We start from the raw sequence: 15333 nt of genomic DNA on the forward strand, positions 1-15333 counted from the left end.
ACGCCGCGGTCGTCCTAGCGGGCGGCGGCGGCCATCTCGGCGTTGCGCCGTTCGGACGCCGCGAGCGTCTCGGTCAACAGCGTGACGAGCGCGTCGTCGCGGTCGAGCACGTTCAGCCCTTCGCGAGTGGATCCGCCGGGACTCGCCACCCGGTCCGCCAGCACCGCGGGCGATATATCCGCCGCGGCCGCCATGATCGCCGAGCCCTCCAGCGTCGCCATCGCCAGACGCGCCGCCTGATCAACCGGCAGCCCCAAGGCAGCCCCCGCCTGGGCCAGCGCATCGGCAAACCGGAACACGAACCCCGGACCAGATCCGGCGAGCGCCGTCACCGCATCGAAATGCGCCTCGTCCGCGATCCATTCATAATGGCCGAGCGGCGCAGCGAACGCTTCCGCGGCCGCGATCGCGTCCTCCGACTCCGTATCAGTGTAGAGCGACGTCACGCCCTTGCCGATCGCAACCGGCAGGTTCGGCATCGCACGGACGATGGCATCCGCCGCGAACCGCGCCGACAGCGCAGCATGATCGATGCCGGCGAGGATCGAAAGCAACAGCTGCGGTTGCCCCTGCAGCGGGGCCACAAGCGCCTGCGCGGCGTCGATCTGCTGCGGCTTGAGCGCGAGCATCAGCGTGGCGGGTGCGGCCTCATCGGGGAGCGCGGTCAACGAGCGGACGCCATCGGGTGCCCCCGTGCCGCTCCGCGTGATCACCGTCACGCTCGCGGGATCGAGGCCGGTTGCGAGCCAGCGCCGCAGCATCGCCCCGCCCATGTTGCCGCAGCCGATCAGCCACAGCGGCCCCACCGGAAAACTCATGCCTCGCCGTGCGTTTCGATCAACGCCGCGGCAAGTGCGTCCTTCGGGCTCTTGCCGCCCCACAGCACGAACTGGAACACGGGGTAAAAGCGCTCGCATTCCTCGATCGCCGATTCGACGAGCAGTTCGGCGGCGTCGAGCGACATCGTCCCCTCCTCGCCGCCATCGACCATCGCCGCATGCCGGAACAGCAGGATGCCGCTCGACGACCACAATTCGAAATGGCCGATCCAGAGCTGCTCGTTGACCAGCCCGATTGTCTCGTACACCGCCTGCCGCCGATCGTCGGGCACCTTGATGTCAGGAAAAGCGAGGAATTGCAGGACGCTATCGTCTTCGCGCCACAGGGCGCGCAGTTCGTAGGTCGTCCAGCTGCCCTTGACGGTCGCGACGATCTCGTCGTCGTGACGCTCATGTTCCCAGCCATGCGCAGCGTAATAGCTTTCGAGCATGTCGATCGGGGCGGCATCTTCGTGGTCGTGGTCGGCGTGTTCAAGCATCATAGGGTCCTGGCGGTCCTTATCGCACGACAAAGGGTGCCGAGGCAAAAACGCCCCGACAACCCCATCGGACCCAATTCTGCGGAAAACTGTGGAAAAGTCAGTCGACCGACGCCCCGAGCGGCGCTGTGACGGCCGATTTTGCTTCAAGCGCATCGAGTCGCGCCTTCAGCGCGTCATTCTCGTCGCGCGCTGCGGCGGCCATCGCCTTGACCGCATCGAACTCTTCGCGGCTGACGAAGTCGAGCCCGCCCAGCCATTCGCGCGCGCGTTCCCGCGCACCAGATCCGGCTTCGCGACCAACACCTGCAAGCGTCCCGGCCGCACCGTTCAAGACTTTGACGATATCGTCGAACACGCGGTTTTCGGACTGCATTGCTTCAAAACCTCAACAGATTGCTGCGTTACAGCATTTGGGACGTATGGCTGGCCGGCGCAAGGGTTTCGGCGTCGGGGTTCAATTGCCCGATGCTGAACGCGAGCACGCCGGCAAAGCTGATCCAGACCATATAGGGCACCATCAGCCACGCCGCTGCCGGCCGGATCCGCGCGAAGACGACGGTCGCGGCGATCGACAGGATCAGCATCGCGACGATCACCAGTACCGCAGCACCGATCTTGTGCGCGCCGAAGAATGTGGGCGTCCAGAGGAGGTTGAGCACGAATTGCGCTGCGAACAGGCCCACGGCTAGGGGGCGCTGGCGGGCGCCACGCGCATTGAGGATCATCGCCAGCGCGAGCCCGATCATGACGTAGAGCGTCGTCCAGACGACCGGGAACACCCAGCCCGGCGGGTTCAACGCCGGCTTGGCGAGCGCCATGTACCAGCCATTCTCGCTGCCGACGGGTACCGAGCGGCCCGACACGAAGCCGAACAGCAGGATCAGGGGCACGGTCACGACCGCCCAGCGGAGGAACGACATCCTCAACTGGCCCTTCGAAGCGATACCGCCCACACACATCCTTCCGTCTTCACGCGGGCACGTCCTGCCGCGCATTTCGCGATCGGTAAACCGTGATCGGGCGATAATCGTTCCGCTAGTGGTTCATTCCGGCACGGCCGTCCCGGCGTCTACGGTCGCGCCTGCCCCCTGCCGCGCCGCGATCAGGAACTCGACATTGCCCTCGGGGCCGGTGATCGGACTCTGCACCACACCCTCGACGTGCCAGCCCTGCGCGGTCAGCCACGCCGCGACCTCGTCGCAGACCCGGCGGTGAATCGCGGCATCCCGGACGACGCCCCCCTTCCCTACTTCCTCGCGGCCAGCCTCGAACTGCGGCTTCACCAGCGCCATCAGCCGCGCCCCCGGCCTGGCAAACGACATCGGGCGTTCGAGCACCTTGGCCAGTCCGATAAAGCTCGCATCGCACACGATCAGGTCGACGGGTTCGGGGATATGCGCAGGCGTCAGGATCCGCGCGCTGGTCTGCTCGTGGACGATGACGCGGTCGTCTTGGCGAAGCGACCAAGCGAGCTGGTTGGTCCCGCTATCGACCGCATAGACCTTGGTCGCGCCGCCCTTCAGCAGCACGTCGGTAAAGCCGCCCGTCGATGATCCGACGTCGATCGCGACCAGACCCGTCACGTCCCAGCCGAAATGCGCGAGGCCGTGCGCAAGCTTGATCCCCCCGCGCGACACCCAGGGATGATCGCGGCCGCGGACGTCGAGCACAACGTCGTCGGGTAAAGTCTGGCCGGGCTTGTCGACCTTCTTGGTCCCAGCGAACACCAGCCCCGCCATGATCAGCGCCTGCGCGCGCGTGCGCGACTCGACGAGCCCCCTGTCGACCAGCATCTGGTCCGCGCGTATCTTCACCATGCCGATATCCTTGCCATCCGACAGCCTATCGTCGCGCCGTCCGGTCATCGCAAGCTGCCTTCCTTTCGCCGCAATGCCATTGCCTACCGAATTAGTGGGAGTATCTTCAGCATCGGAGAGCGTGGCCGCACGGCGTCCCCTAGAGCGTCGTTCGGCTACGCTCCCACCCTGCAAAAAGGGGTCCGGAGAAGGAGAAGCGCTGTGGGTAATTTCGCACCGTATGAGTCCGTCCAACCGACCATCCTCACCGTGCCGGGGCTCGGCGGCTCCGGCCCTTCGCACTGGCAGACACTGTGGGAAGACGCGCGGCCCGATACTGTCCGCGTCGAACTCGGGATGTGGAACACACCCCACCGCAACGCCTGGGTCACGCGACTCGACGAGGCGATACGCCGGGCGGATGCGCCGGTGATCCTCGCCGCGCACAGCCTGGGATGCCTAGCAGTCGCGTGGTGGGCCGAACTGAGCCCGCAGCCTTATGGCTGGCCGGTCGCGGGCGCGCTGCTGGTCGCGCCCGCCGATGTCGATCGCGGCGGCGCGCAGGCCGAACTGAAGGGCTTCTCACCGACGCCGCGCACGCCGCTGCCCTTCCCGTCGATCGTCGTGGCGAGCAGCGACGACCCCTGGGTCAGCCCCGAGCGCGCGCACAGCATGGCCGCGGACTGGGGCAGCCACTTCGTCGACGCCGGACCGCAGGGGCATCTGAACGCGGCCAGCGGGATCGGCTGGTGGCGCGAAGGTCAGGACCTGCTCGAACGCGTCATCGCGGCGAGCAGTGACGGGCGCGGCCAGCCATTGCCGCCAAGCCGGGCGCGCTCGATTTTGGCGGTGAACGCCACGGATGCCGCCCAGACGCATTATCTGGGTGGGTGACAAACGATCCACCACGCCGGCCGAGTCCGGGGTGGTGCTCCGTCACGGGATCCGAGAACCGTCCTCATCGAACCGCTCGGGGTTCGCGGCCTGCTCGGCCTTCGCCGCCGCGAGGCCGCCGCGCATCCGTCGCCACATCGCGATGTTGAGCGACACCATCACGATCACCGCGAGCGCGATGATCACGATTCCCTTGGTCGGACCGGTCATGCGCGCGCTTCGGCGACTCCGCCCGAATTATGCCGCAGCGCCTTGAGGACGGTGTCGACCAGCGCGGTCGAATCGAGCCCGGCCTCGGCATATTGGACGTCGGGCTTGTCCTGGTCCTGGAAGGTGTCGGGCAGGCGCAGCGTGCGCAGCTTGAGACCGCCGTCGATCAGCCCCTCGTCCGACGCCAGCGTCAGCACGTGCGCGCCGAACCCGCCGACCGAATTCTCCTCGATCGTCACCGCGACTTCGTGCGTCGTCAGCAACTTGCGGATCAGGTCGATGTCGAGCGGCTTGGCGAAGCGGAGATCGGCGACCGTCGTGCTCAGCCCCTTCGCCTCGAGGATCTCGGCGGCCTTGAGCGCTTCCTCAAGCCGGGTGCCGAGCGACAGGATCGCGACGGTCTTGCCGTCGCGCACGATACGGCCCTTGCCGATCTCGAGCAGTTCCGGAACCTCGGGCAGCGCGACGCCGGTGCCGTTGCCGCGCGGATAGCGCAGCGCGATCGGGCCTGCGTCATATTGCGCGGCGGTATGCGTCATGTGGACAAGCTCGGCCTCGTCCGCCGCCGCCATCACGACGAAATTCGGCAACGTCGCCAGATAGGTAACGTCGAACGACCCCGCATGGGTCGCGCCATCCGCCCCCACGAGGCCCGCACGATCGATCGCGAAGCGGACCGGCAGGTTCTGGATCGCGACGTCGTGGACGACCTGGTCATAGGCGCGCTGAAGGAAGGTCGAATAGATTGCGCAGAACGGGCGCAGGCCCTGCGCCGCAAGCCCCGCGGCGAACGTCACGCCATGCTGTTCGGCGATGCCGACATCGAAGAAGCGGTCGGGATAGGCCTTGGCGAACGCATCGAGCCCGGTGCCCGACGGCATCGCCGCGGTGATCGCGCAGATCCGCTCGTCCTTGGCGGCTTCCGCGACGAGCTGCGCACCGAAGACGTTCTGATATTGCGGCGGGCCCGGGGGGGCCTTGGTCTGGACGCCGGAGATCACGTCGAACTTCTGGACGCCGTGATATTTGTCCGCGGCGGCCTCGGCGGGGGCATAGCCCTTGCCCTTCTTGGTGACGACATGGACGAGGATCGGGCCCTCCTCGGCATCGCGGACATTCTCGAGCACCGGGATCAGGTGTTCGAGGTTATGACCGTCGATCGGGCCGACATAGTAAAAGCCCAGTTCCTCGAACAGCGTCCCGCCCATCGTCATGCCGCGCGCGAACTCGTCGGTCTTGCGCGCGGCGTTGTGGAACGGGCGCGGCAGGCGGCGCGCAAGCTTCTTGGCGAGTTCGCGGATGCCGAGGAACTCGCGACTCGACACGATTCGGCTGAGATACGCCGACAGCCCGCCGACCGGGGGCGCGATCGACATGTCGTTGTCGTTGAGGATGACGACCAGGCGATTGCCCGCCTGCTCGGCGTTGTTCATCGCCTCATAGGCCATGCCCGCGGACATCGCGCCGTCGCCGATGACCGCGATTCCCTTGCCGGGCGTACCCGCAATCTTGTTGGCGACCGCAAAACCCAGCGCAGCCGAGATCGACGTCGACGAATGCGCCGCGCCGAACGGGTCATATTCGCTCTCGCTACGCTTGGTGAAGCCGCTCAGCCCGCCGCCCTGGCGCAGCGTCCGAATCCGGTCGCGCCGCCCCGTCAGGATCTTGTGCGGATAGCATTGGTGACCAACGTCCCAAACCAACCGATCCCGCGGGGTGTCGAAGACATAGTGGATCGCGGTCGTCAGCTCGACCACGCCGAGGCCCGAGCCGAGATGCCCGCCGGTAGTGCCGACCGCGGAAATCGTCTCGGTCCGCAGTTCGTCGGCGAGTTGGCGGAGCTGGTCCGGGCGCAGCTTGCGGAGGTCGTCGGGCGTCGAAACGGTGTCGAGCAGCGGGGTCGCGGGAAGATCGGCCATCATCCTCGCTTAATGCAGCCCGCCTATCGTGTCGATTGTTACCGTGTCATGGCGTAGCATTCGCGCTGAAATTGCTCGGGAACTGCACCGCCATGGACTTTACGCATCGTTTTGCCCGCGAACCGGACATTGCCGCGATCTCGGCGCTGATGGCGCGTGCGATCGGGGCGTTGCAGGGGGATTTCCTCACGCCCTCGCAGGTCGCGGCAAGCCGGGCGGTCATGGGGCTCGACACCCAATTAATCGCGGACGGGACGTATCTGCTGGTCCATGCCGGCGACGGACGCCTGGCGGGCTGCGGTGGCTGGAGCCGGCGCGCGACGCTGTATGGCGGCGACCACAGCACATCGTTGCGTGATGCCGCCCTGCTCGATCCAAGCCACGATGCCGCGCGAATCCGCGCGATGTATACCGATCCGGATTTCGTGCGACGCGGCGTCGCCCGGCTGGTGCTGTCGGTATGCGAAGCGGCAGCACGCGATGCCGGGTTCGCGCGTGCGGAGATGATGGCGACGCTTGCCGGTGAGCCCTTGTACCGGGCGTGTGGCTATCAGCCGATCGAGCACATCGAAACGCCAGGAGAGGTACCGGTACCGATGATCCGGATGGGCAAGGCCCTTATTTAACCCCCCCCCGCCAGAGGAAGGATACGGTAGGTTCGGTACGAGCGTTCTACTTCGCTTCGCAGTCTGCGCAGCGGCCTCGTACCTCGATCACCGGACGAACAGGGGCAAAGCCGGCAGCTTCTGCGGCATTGCGGACGCCGCGCGTGATCACGTCATTGTCGAGATGCGTGGTCTGGCCGCACGAGTCGCAGACCAGGAAGATGCAATCATGCAGGCAGTCGGGGTGCGCGTTGGCGACGTACGCATTGGCGCTTTCGACCCGGCGGGCGAGGTTCGCGCCGACGAACAGGTCGAGGATCCGGTACACGCTGTTCGCCGCGACCCGACGCCCTTCCGATTTCGACACGGCTTCGGCGATGTCATAGGCCGAGGCCGGTTTGTCGAACCCCGCAAGTGCCGCAAACACGCTTGCGCGCATCGCCGTCCATTGCTCCCCCGCCTTTTCGAGCGTGGTTTGCGCCGCGACGGTGAGATCGGCGCCTTGCGGTTCGGTGTGGGTGTGGGCGTGCGCCATGGCGTACGAGGTAGGATGCCGGAGCAGTTCCAGCAAGCCGCTCAGGTGTCTGCCCGACGATTGAGATCATGCCCGAACGCGAGCAGGCCGACCCCGATGATCGTCCACAGCGTCTCCCCGCCACCGCTGTCGTGCGGAAGCGTCATCGCGCCCGCCATGATCCCGAGCCCGAGCGCGCCCATCGCAGCCGGCATCATATAGCCATGATGCAGCACGCCGCGGCCGAGCGCGAGCGCGCCCAGACCGATCGCGATCGTCAGCCCGACCTCATGGAAGATCGGATCCAGCAGGAAACCGCCCGCGGTCGACATCAACGCCACCAGCACCGAGGTCGCCAGGCAATGCACCATGCACAGACCGGACAGGCCGATCGCATAGCGGTCGAGTCCGGCGAAGCGGTGGGTATGCGTGGCTGAGGGCGTCATCGTGCCAGCAATATAGCCGCACGATTGACAGGATACAACATTACATCGAAGATTTTTCCACCCGAATTGATCGGCGTTGCATGGCCGACACGAAGCGATGGCGCCGCGCCCCCGTGTGGAGTATTTGCTCCGACATGCTTCAACCCAGCGCCGCCTTTATCACCAAAGCCCGCCCGCGCGCGGTCGCCCTGTGGCTCTATAGCGTCGCGGGGCTGATCGTCGCGATGGTCGTCATCGGCGGCATCACGCGGCTGACCGAGTCGGGGCTGTCGATCACGCAGTGGAAGCCGATCAGCGGCATCATTCCCCCGCTGAACGACGCGCAGTGGCAGGCCGAGTTCGCCAACTACAAGCGCATCCCCGAATATGCCGCGTTCAATGCCGACATGTCGCTTGGCGGGTTCAAGGCAATCTTCTTCTGGGAATATCTCCACCGCCTTTGGGGGCGGCTGATCGGGATCGCCTTCGCCGTCCCGCTGATCTGGTTCGCGGTGCGCAAGCGGATCCCGGCCGGCTATGGTTGGCGGCTGTCGGCACTGCTCGCGCTGGGCGCGTTCCAGGGGGCGATCGGCTGGTGGATGGTCGCATCGGGATTGTCGGTGCGAACCGACGTCAGCCATATCCGGCTGGCGGTGCATCTGCTGACGGCGCTGACGATCCTTGCGGGCATCATATGGACCGCGCTCGACCTGTCCGCCTTGCACCGCAACCCGCTTGCGGCCCCTGCCCGACTCGCACCTGTCGCGATCGCCGCACTCGCGTTGCTGTTCGTGCAGCTGGTGTACGGCGCATTCACGGCGGGGCTCGACGCAGGCTACGCTTTCGCCAGCTGGCCGCTGATGGGCGACGGGCTGTTCCCCGCCGATGTGCCCATGGTGAACCCCGCCTGGAGCAACGCGGTCGACAACCCGATCGTCGTCCAGTTCATCCACCGCTGGTTCGCGTTCGCCGCCGCGGCCGGGCTCGTCTGGCTGGCAATCACGGCGACCAAGGCCGGCAGCCGTGCAGGCTTCTTCGTCGTCGGCCTCGTCACGTTGCAGATCATGCTGGGCATCGCCACGCTGATGACCGGAGTCCAGATCGACGTCGCGGTGGCGCACCAGGGCAACGCCGCTCTGCTGCTTATCGCCGCCATGTTCGCCGCCCACGCGGTCGGCAGCGCACGTCGGGTATCATAATACCCGTCAGCAAACCGGCGGAAAGCTTGACTTGAAGCACCCCTTTCAGCATTAGGCCGGCATTCGCGCTGCGGGGCAACCTGCGGTGCGCTTGCATTCAATCTGGAAGGTCCAACGCCCATGAAGGCGCTCATGAAGACCACCAAGTCGGCCAAGCCGCACGAGGTGGAGAAGCAGTGGCATATCGTCGACGCGGAAGGTCTCGTCGTCGGTCGTGCCGCATCGATCATCGCCAACGTCCTGCGCGGCAAGCACAAGACGTCGTTCACTCCGCATGTCGATTGCGGTGACAACGTCGTCGTGATCAACGCCGACAAGATCCGCTTCACCGGCAACAAGGCCGCGAAGAAGATCTATTACAAGCACACCGGTTACGCCGGCGGCATCAAGGGCATCACTGCCGCCAAGGTCCTCGACGGCCGCTTCCCGGAGCGCGTTCTCGAAAAGGCTGTCGAGCGCATGATCCCGCGCGGCCCGCTGGGTCGTGAGCAGATGCGCAACCTGCGCATCTTCAAGGGCACCGAGCATCCGCACGAGGCACAGAACCCTGCCGTGCTCGACATCGGCAGCATGAACCGCAAGAACAAGGTGGGCGCATAATGTCCGACAACCGCCAGTCGCTCGCCGATCTCGCGAGCCTGACCAACCAGCCTGCGCCGGCTGCCCCCGCTGCACAGACGCTGCCGACCAGCGAAGGCGATATCGAAGCGCCGGTCTCGAACGAGCCCGTCCGCGAGCCGATGCCGTTGCGCGAGCAGATCCTCGACAAGCAGGGCCGCGCCTACGCGACCGGCCGTCGTAAGGACGCCGTTGCCCGCGTCTGGGTCAAGCCCGGCACCGGCAAGATCACGATCAACGGTCGTGACCAGGAAGTGTATTTCGCACGTCCGACGCTGCGTCTCGTCATCAACCAGGTGTTCGGTATTACCGAGCGCGAAGGTCAGTATGACGTCGTCTGCACCGTCAAGGGTGGTGGTCTTTCGGGCCAGGCCGGCGCGGTCAAGCATGGCATCAGCCAGGCACTGACCCGCTTCGAGCCGGTGCTGCGCGCCACGGTCAAGTCGGCAGGCTTCCTGACCCGCGACAGCCGCGTCGTCGAGCGCAAGAAGTACGGCAAGGCGAAGGCCCGTCGTAGCTTCCAGTTCTCGAAGCGCTAAAACTCGCTTTCAGTATCTGCGTATCAGAAGGGCGGTCCGGCAACGGGCCGCCCTTTCTGTATCTGGAGCAGGAAATGCGCTTGCCTAGCCCAGCGCGGCCAGGATCTCGTCGAGCGATGCGTTGCGAATCCCGCGGCGATCGAACGCGTTGAGCATCGCCGTCCACCAGTGGTGAAACCGCCGCAGGTCGGCAGCGTCGCGGACATAGGGCGTGTGGCCCGGCATAAGCGACGGCGAGTGGAAGGACAGGTTGAACAGCCTGAGCCCTTCGCCGGCCGCAACCGCGACAGCCTCCAGCGCCGCCGCGATCGGCATGTCCTCGGGCGTAAGCGCGATCCGCGACAGCAACCGCGCGCGTGCAAATAGCCCGCGCGCCTTCTGTAGGTGGCCAAGCGCCCGATATAATCCGCCGCCGCCCCGGCGCGCGTGGCCGGTAAAGACGGTCGTCAACGGCAGTTCGACGATGCCGCCCGATCGAAATGCCGCCGCCTTCGCCATCGTGAAGTCCGGGCCGCCATCGGCGCCGTAATTATAGCCGGGGCGCACCGAACTATCGATCCGGTAGCCGAGCGACGCCAGCAGGTCGAAGCTGTTGGGGCCGATCCCGTATCGCCCGGCCCTGTACGCACGCGGCGACGTTCCGAACGCCGCGGCGATCATCATCGTGAGCGTCTCGAGCTTGGCCTCCTCCAGCGCCCGCGGCAGAGTGCCGGCATAGCTCGCGGCGGCTGTCAGCGGCTCCTCGAACGGCGGATTCACCCAGGCGTGCAGCTGCGTACCGATCTCGGACCGGCCATCCTCGACGACTCGCGACAGGATCGCGACCGAGACGGGGTCGGTGACGATCGGGTGGTCGATCATGCAGTTGAGTGCGACACCGCGATCGGCGAAGCGGCGGTGCGCGTCGGGAAACGCCGCCATCGCGGTCGTCGCGCGATTGCGGGGACTAAGCGGCGCGCGCCAGTCGAATTCCTCTTCGACGTCCACGAAGACGGTGAAGCGGGTCCCGAACGCGTCGGGCCAGATCACGCGCTGCGCCGCGGTCGGCTGCGGCGGGCGGTACGTCACCGCTGGTCGTCGGCGGCGCGCTCCGCTTGCACGACGTCCGCGGCAGGCAGCTGCAGCGTCAGCCGATCCGCGCCGATCGTCAGCACGCCGCCCAGCTCGACCGCGAGATTCTGCGCCAGCCGCAGCGCGAAACCGGTGCCGAGCAACGGCGCACCGTCTTCGGCCGCCTGTTCGGCGTCGATGCTGAGCAACACGTCGGTCGCATGCGCGGCGAGCGCGGCTGGCCGATCGAACGCGATCGTGACCGTGTCCCCGACCGGCAGGACGACGATCCCGAGCTGCTCGCCCTGCCGCCCCGCCGAGACCAGCGCGGCGAGCAACCGGCCGACCAGCCGCTCGACCGCACGATCGTCGCCAAGGATATCGCAGTCACCCGCCGGCATCGCCACCGCCAGGCTCGCACCGCGTAACGTCGCAAGGGGCTCGAGATCACGCACGACGCGGTCGAGCAACGCCCGGACCGGCACCGTCGTCGGCCGCAGGTCGAGCGCATGCCCCTCGATCCGCGCTGCAGTATCGAGATCGTCGATCGCGGATAGCAGGTCACCCGCCTGCGTGCGGATCGCGGTCGCGCGGTCGCGATAGGTGGGCGATACGGGGCCGAGCAGCTGCGTCTCGATCAGCTCGGCGAACCCCGCGATCGCGTTGGTCGGCGTGCGCAGTTCATGGACGAGCTGGCGCAGCGAATCGGCGACGGGCGACGTCGCGCGCACCGGCTGCGCGACTTCGTCGCGGCGCGGACGGCGAGCGGTACCGCGAAAGCCGATGAAGCGGCCGGACGCATGTTCGAACGCGGGCACGCCCGACAGCCGCCACGATCCGAACGCATCCGACAACCCGCCGACTTCGAGTCGCGCGTCGCTGAACCGCGAGCGACGGCGAAAGGCACCTGCCGCGACCCCGTCGAGCTGCGCCTCGCCCTGCTTCGCAGCGAAAGCCAGCGACATCCCGATCAGCGCCGAGCGTGCGACGCCGTCGATCATCCGGATGACGCCCTGCGCGTCGGTTTCGAACCGGAAACTCTCGATCTCGGCAGCGGCGGGCGTCGGCGTGGCGGCTTCGGCGGTGCGGTCACGATTGAAAGCCTCGATCCGCGCGACGAGATCCGAAATCTCGAACCGGTCCGCGGGCGATGCGCTGGCAGGTTCGACCGTCGGCTCGGCCTCAGCCATTTCGGCATGGCGAAACGCCTCCGCGACAAACGGCAGACCGCGCGCGACCGCGCCGAGCGCCATGAACGGGGTCTCGCTGAGCGGCGCGCTGTAGAGCGACGCTTCGCCAGCGAGACGACGCGGTGCCGGCAGCTCGACAACGGACTCCGGAATGGCGGGCTCTGCGAGGCGCGGCTCTTCGATTACCAGCGCTTCAACAGCCGGCTCTTCGATGACCACCGGCTCCGGGGCGATCGGTTCGACAACGATCGCCTCCGCCACGATCGGCGGATCGGGCTGCGGCAACACGAAGTCGACCGGTCCGAAGCTCTGCAAGCCGCGCTCGACCTCCGCTGGCAAATCGCGCCGATGCCGCAGCACCGAACGGCTCGCGGGAGTCAGGCGCGGCAGGATCGCCAGCCAATCGTCGGACTCGAGCATCGCGGTCCGCAGGACCGGCGCGGCGATCGCCAACGTGTCCTCCGCGAAGAACCCGACCAGCTTGGCATCGGGGTGGGCAAAGGCGAGCGCACGCGCGCTGGCGGCGCGGACCTCGACCGGCACCGCCTGGCGCAGCAGGCGCAACCGCGCGATCGCCGGTTCGTCGACCGCCGCGCGACCGCGACCCATCAGGTCGACGAGCTGCCGCCACGCGGACTGCGCGCCGAAACCGGTGGCCATATCGGCAGCGAGGATCGTCTTCAGGCTATCGTCGAACCGCACATCGTTCCCCGGTTTGGGTGGGCGTACCACGCTCTCCGTACCGATTCCTTAACGCCGCCGGCCAAACGACGGAACAGCGCATTTGCGTGTCCGTAGACGTTCGTCGCATAGTGGGACAATTGCGTTTCGCCGCAACAATCTTATGGCTATGAGGAATGAATCGCTTGGTTTGCGATGCCTATCGGGAGTTGCGTGAAATGAGTTTTGACCGGATCGATCGGCAGATCCTGTCGTTGTTGCAGGCCGACGGTCGGATGACGAATGTCGACCTGGCTGACCAGGTGGGCCTGACGGCACCGCCATGCCTGCGCCGCGTCCGCGCGCTCGAGGAAGCGGGGGCGATCCGCGGCTATCATGCCGATCTCGATGCGAGCCGGTTGGGCTTCCCGATCACGGTGTTCGCGATGGTGTCGCTGCGCAGCCAGGCCGAGCATGACCTTGCCGCGTTCGAACATCATATCGCCGACATTCCGGAAATCCGCGAATGCCACATGCTCAACGGCGAAATCGACTTCATCCTGAAAATCGTCGCCGCGGACCTGAAGAGCTTCCAGGAGATCCTGACGACGCATCTGACGCCTGCGCCGAACGTCGCGAGCGTCAAGACGTCGCTGACGATCCGGACCGCCAAGGCGCTGTCGGGGATCCCGGTGGTGGTGGACTGACGCTTCGTCGCTGGGCGCCTGCTTGCTGACTTTACGACCCTGGCGGATCCCTTCAAGGAAGGGCTGGCGAGGCTGACGTGGAACCGGACACCGCTGTTCCGCGCCCTCCCCCAACGTCACCTCCGGCACCAGCTCCCTTTGGCGGGCGAGGATACTGATCCCCCAAACGAAAACGGGGCGGCATCGCTGCCGCCCCGTTTCCATTCGACAAGACGCCGGGCCGTTTAGGCAGCCGGTGCGCCGAGCCACGTGGTCCACAGACCCGCAATGTCCGCCTTGGGCGATGCCTTGACCGCCGAGAACGCGGTCGCGGCGCCAGCCTTGTCGCCCGAGCGGGCGAGCGCGATACCCAGATGCAGGTTCACGTCGTCGGCGTCGACGCCACCCTTGGTCAGCGCCAGACGATAGAGCTCGACCGACTTGGCATAGTTGTTCTGGCCGAGATATGCATCGGCGGTACCCGCGGCGAGCTTGCCGTTCGGTGCCGTCGCGGCGCGCTTTTCCAGACCCGACAGCGGGCCGTCGGCTGCGATGTTCTTGGTCGCATCCGCCAGCAGGCCCTTGGCCATCGTGTTCGCGGCCGGGATCTTGCCCGATGCCAGACCTTCCTTGATCACGGCCTGTGCTTCGCTCGGCAAGCCACGACGGTTCACGCTATCCGCATATTGCAGATAGTCGGTCTGGTCGGCGAGCGAGTTGGTCGCGCGCATCAGGCGGAAGATGTCGACCTTCTGGGGCTCGTCGAGCGTGATCAGCGCGTCCTTCTGGATGCCCGACAGGATCAGGACGTCGCGCCAGTTCTTGGCGGACGGATAGGCAGTGATCCACTTCTTCAGCCATGCCATCGTCTCGGGCTTGCGCTTGGCGGCATACGACTTGGCGATCGCATAGCGGTAATATTCCTCGGGCGCCTTCTGGCCCGACGCGCTCATCTGCGTGATCGAGGCGTCGAGATCGGCGGTGGCGCCGGCGACATCGCCGCTATCCATCTTCGCCTTGATGATCTGCAGCGGCAGGTTCGGATCGGAGTAGCCGAGTTCCTTGGCCTTGGCGAAATACTGGAGCGCGATCGGGTACTGCTTGCCGTTGAAGGCGAGCGCGCCGCGACGATAGGCATAGCGACCACGATCGGCAGCCGGCGTCGCCGGGTTGGCGATCAGCGCGTCGAGCGGAGTCGCCAGCGTGGTCTCGTTGATCGGTGCGTTCGGATTGGCGGTCTGAGCCGCGACCAGCTTCTCGGATTCCAGCTGATAGCGCAGCGCGGCGCCGATATACTTCTCGTAATCGGTCTTCGCGGCGGCAACGACCTGGTCGATTGCTGTCTGCGCGGTCGCATAATCCTTGGCGGTCAGCGCCGTCTGTGCGGCAAGCCCTGGCTTCTGCACTTCGGGGCTCAGCTTCACGGTCGCTGCGGCGTCGGCCTTCTTGTCCTTGGCGAAGGCGGGCGCGGTGAGCGCCATGCTGCTGGCGCCGGTCGCGAACGCCGCAACCAGTGCTAGCTTGGAAATGGTCTTCATGCGGAAACTCTCCCTCTGCGTCGGCCCGCTCACCTCGGTGGCGCGCCGCGACGCTATATGGTCCGTGGTGCATACGTTCAAGCAAGCGGTCCGGATCCCCCGTCTGCAAATTAGGCCCCTGCAAATTAGCGCGTGAACGTCGATTGAACGCACTCCCGGCGCCCGCTAG

Annotated in this window: 18 protein-coding genes; 6 read left to right on the plus strand and 12 right to left on the minus strand. The window is 66.4% G+C overall.

All coding sequences use genetic code 11. From position 1 onward, the window contains the following. Positions 1 to 14 precede the first annotated feature (14 nt). From ASE79_RS00290 to ASE79_RS00310, 5 genes are all read right to left on the minus strand, one after another. Positions 15 to 818, minus strand: coding sequence for a pyrroline-5-carboxylate reductase family protein (locus ASE79_RS00290; protein ID WP_056410604.1), 804 nt, complete (start codon positions 816 to 818; stop codon positions 15 to 17). Continuing rightward, positions 815 to 1318: a YbjN domain-containing protein gene (locus ASE79_RS00295; RefSeq protein ID WP_082445085.1), complete on the minus strand. Its 504-nt coding sequence runs from the start codon at positions 1316 to 1318 to the stop codon at positions 815 to 817. Before ASE79_RS00295 ends, ASE79_RS00290 begins: the two co-directional genes overlap by 4 nt. A gap of 100 nt (positions 1319 to 1418) precedes the next feature. After that, positions 1419 to 1694 (minus strand): accessory factor UbiK family protein, encoded by a 276-nt coding sequence (locus tag ASE79_RS00300; RefSeq protein ID WP_056410610.1) that lies wholly within the window; start codon positions 1692 to 1694, stop codon positions 1419 to 1421. A gap of 28 nt (positions 1695 to 1722) precedes the next feature. Then, on the minus strand, positions 1723 to 2280 hold the full coding sequence (locus tag ASE79_RS00305) for a TspO/MBR family protein (RefSeq protein WP_235516701.1): 558 nt from the start codon (positions 2278 to 2280) through the stop codon (positions 1723 to 1725). An 84-nt stretch (positions 2281 to 2364) separates the two neighbouring features. Beyond that, complete coding sequence (locus tag ASE79_RS00310; protein WP_056413067.1) at positions 2365 to 3138, minus strand: TlyA family RNA methyltransferase; 774 nt, start codon at positions 3136 to 3138, stop codon at positions 2365 to 2367. A 201-nt stretch (positions 3139 to 3339) separates the two neighbouring features. Between ASE79_RS00310 and ASE79_RS00315 the strand changes: the two genes are divergently transcribed. After that, positions 3340 to 4011 (plus strand): RBBP9/YdeN family alpha/beta hydrolase, encoded by a 672-nt coding sequence (locus ASE79_RS00315; protein WP_056410618.1) that lies wholly within the window; start codon positions 3340 to 3342, stop codon positions 4009 to 4011. A 42-nt stretch (positions 4012 to 4053) separates the two neighbouring features. On the opposite strand, the gene ASE79_RS20635 is transcribed toward ASE79_RS00315, so the two are convergent. Beyond that, positions 4054 to 4221 (minus strand): hypothetical protein, encoded by a 168-nt coding sequence (locus tag ASE79_RS20635; protein ID WP_156359463.1) that lies wholly within the window; start codon positions 4219 to 4221, stop codon positions 4054 to 4056. After that, positions 4218 to 6140, minus strand: coding sequence for a 1-deoxy-D-xylulose-5-phosphate synthase (dxs, locus tag ASE79_RS00320; RefSeq protein ID WP_056413070.1), 1923 nt, complete (start codon positions 6138 to 6140; stop codon positions 4218 to 4220). The genes ASE79_RS20635 and dxs overlap by 4 nt, the downstream gene beginning before the upstream one ends. 92 nt (positions 6141 to 6232) lie before the next feature. On the opposite strand from dxs, the gene ASE79_RS00325 reads away from it, so the two are divergent. Further along, on the plus strand, positions 6233 to 6766 hold the full coding sequence (locus tag ASE79_RS00325; protein WP_056410621.1) for a GNAT family N-acetyltransferase: 534 nt from the start codon (positions 6233 to 6235) through the stop codon (positions 6764 to 6766). Positions 6767 to 6812: 46 nt separating this feature from the next. On the opposite strand, the gene ASE79_RS00330 is transcribed toward ASE79_RS00325, so the two are convergent. Both ASE79_RS00330 and ASE79_RS00335 read right to left on the minus strand, forming a co-directional pair. Then, positions 6813 to 7280 (minus strand): Fur family transcriptional regulator, encoded by a 468-nt coding sequence (locus ASE79_RS00330; protein ID WP_056410624.1) that lies wholly within the window; start codon positions 7278 to 7280, stop codon positions 6813 to 6815. A 41-nt stretch (positions 7281 to 7321) separates the two neighbouring features. Further along, on the minus strand, positions 7322 to 7705 hold the full coding sequence (locus tag ASE79_RS00335) for a MerC domain-containing protein (RefSeq protein ID WP_056410627.1): 384 nt from the start codon (positions 7703 to 7705) through the stop codon (positions 7322 to 7324). Between the two features lie 134 nt (positions 7706 to 7839). Between ASE79_RS00335 and ASE79_RS00340 the strand changes: the two genes are divergently transcribed. The 3 genes from ASE79_RS00340 to rpsI all read left to right on the plus strand — a co-directional run bounded on the left by ASE79_RS00340 (position 7840) and on the right by rpsI (position 10040). Next, positions 7840 to 8883, plus strand: a complete 1044-nt coding sequence (locus ASE79_RS00340; protein ID WP_056410630.1) for a COX15/CtaA family protein — start codon at positions 7840 to 7842, stop codon at positions 8881 to 8883. A 120-nt stretch (positions 8884 to 9003) separates the two neighbouring features. Beyond that, positions 9004 to 9483: a 50S ribosomal protein L13 gene (gene rplM, locus ASE79_RS00345; protein WP_082444974.1), complete on the plus strand. Its 480-nt coding sequence runs from the start codon at positions 9004 to 9006 to the stop codon at positions 9481 to 9483. After that, entirely contained in the window at positions 9483 to 10040 is a 558-nt protein-coding gene (gene rpsI, locus ASE79_RS00350; protein ID WP_082444975.1) for a 30S ribosomal protein S9, read from the plus strand. Before rplM ends, rpsI begins: the two co-directional genes overlap by 1 nt. A gap of 84 nt (positions 10041 to 10124) precedes the next feature. On the opposite strand, the gene ASE79_RS00355 is transcribed toward rpsI, so the two are convergent. Together ASE79_RS00355 and ASE79_RS00360 are read right to left on the minus strand one after the other, a co-directional pair. After that, positions 10125 to 11108: a hypothetical protein gene (locus ASE79_RS00355; RefSeq protein WP_056410633.1), complete on the minus strand. Its 984-nt coding sequence runs from the start codon at positions 11106 to 11108 to the stop codon at positions 10125 to 10127. Continuing rightward, positions 11105 to 12982, minus strand: coding sequence for a sensor histidine kinase (locus tag ASE79_RS00360; RefSeq protein WP_200910295.1), 1878 nt, complete (start codon positions 12980 to 12982; stop codon positions 11105 to 11107). Before ASE79_RS00360 ends, ASE79_RS00355 begins: the two co-directional genes overlap by 4 nt. Before the next feature lie 197 nt (positions 12983 to 13179). On the opposite strand from ASE79_RS00360, the gene ASE79_RS00365 reads away from it, so the two are divergent. After that, positions 13180 to 13647, plus strand: coding sequence for an Lrp/AsnC family transcriptional regulator (locus ASE79_RS00365; protein ID WP_055880606.1), 468 nt, complete (start codon positions 13180 to 13182; stop codon positions 13645 to 13647). Positions 13648 to 13871: 224 nt separating this feature from the next. Here ASE79_RS00365 and ASE79_RS00370 read toward each other — a convergent pair whose 3' ends face one another. Next, entirely contained in the window at positions 13872 to 15164 is a 1293-nt protein-coding gene (locus tag ASE79_RS00370) for a hypothetical protein (protein ID WP_056410636.1), read from the minus strand. Positions 15165 to 15333 lie beyond the last annotated feature (169 nt).

Origin of the sequence: Sphingomonas sp. Leaf28, assembly GCF_001421685.1 — a bacterium.
Lineage (GTDB): Bacteria > Pseudomonadota > Alphaproteobacteria > Sphingomonadales > Sphingomonadaceae > Sphingomonas > Sphingomonas aurantiaca.

Coding starts and splice junctions, on each gene's coding strand:
- ASE79_RS00340 (WP_056410630.1), top strand. CDS start 7,840: ATGCTTCAACCCAGCGCCGCCTTTATCACCAAAGCCCGCCCGCGCGCG.
- ASE79_RS00305 (WP_235516701.1), bottom strand. CDS start 2,280: ATGTGTGTGGGCGGTATCGCTTCGAAGGGCCAGTTGAGGATGTCGTTC.
- ASE79_RS00300 (WP_056410610.1), bottom strand. CDS start 1,694: ATGCAGTCCGAAAACCGCGTGTTCGACGATATCGTCAAAGTCTTGAAC.
- ASE79_RS20635 (WP_156359463.1), bottom strand. CDS start 4,221: ATGACCGGTCCGACCAAGGGAATCGTGATCATCGCGCTCGCGGTGATC.
- ASE79_RS00330 (WP_056410624.1), bottom strand. CDS start 7,280: ATGGCGCACGCCCACACCCACACCGAACCGCAAGGCGCCGATCTCACC.
- rpsI (WP_082444975.1), top strand. CDS start 9,483: ATGTCCGACAACCGCCAGTCGCTCGCCGATCTCGCGAGCCTGACCAAC.
- rplM (WP_082444974.1), top strand. CDS start 9,004: ATGAAGGCGCTCATGAAGACCACCAAGTCGGCCAAGCCGCACGAGGTG.
- ASE79_RS00290 (WP_056410604.1), bottom strand. CDS start 818: ATGAGTTTTCCGGTGGGGCCGCTGTGGCTGATCGGCTGCGGCAACATG.
- ASE79_RS00335 (WP_056410627.1), bottom strand. CDS start 7,705: ATGACGCCCTCAGCCACGCATACCCACCGCTTCGCCGGACTCGACCGC.
- ASE79_RS00365 (WP_055880606.1), top strand. CDS start 13,180: ATGAGTTTTGACCGGATCGATCGGCAGATCCTGTCGTTGTTGCAGGCC.
- ASE79_RS00325 (WP_056410621.1), top strand. CDS start 6,233: ATGGACTTTACGCATCGTTTTGCCCGCGAACCGGACATTGCCGCGATC.
- ASE79_RS00370 (WP_056410636.1), bottom strand. CDS start 15,164: ATGAAGACCATTTCCAAGCTAGCACTGGTTGCGGCGTTCGCGACCGGC.
- ASE79_RS00295 (WP_082445085.1), bottom strand. CDS start 1,318: ATGCTTGAACACGCCGACCACGACCACGAAGATGCCGCCCCGATCGAC.
- ASE79_RS00310 (WP_056413067.1), bottom strand. CDS start 3,138: ATGGTGAAGATACGCGCGGACCAGATGCTGGTCGACAGGGGGCTCGTC.
- dxs (WP_056413070.1), bottom strand. CDS start 6,140: ATGGCCGATCTTCCCGCGACCCCGCTGCTCGACACCGTTTCGACGCCC.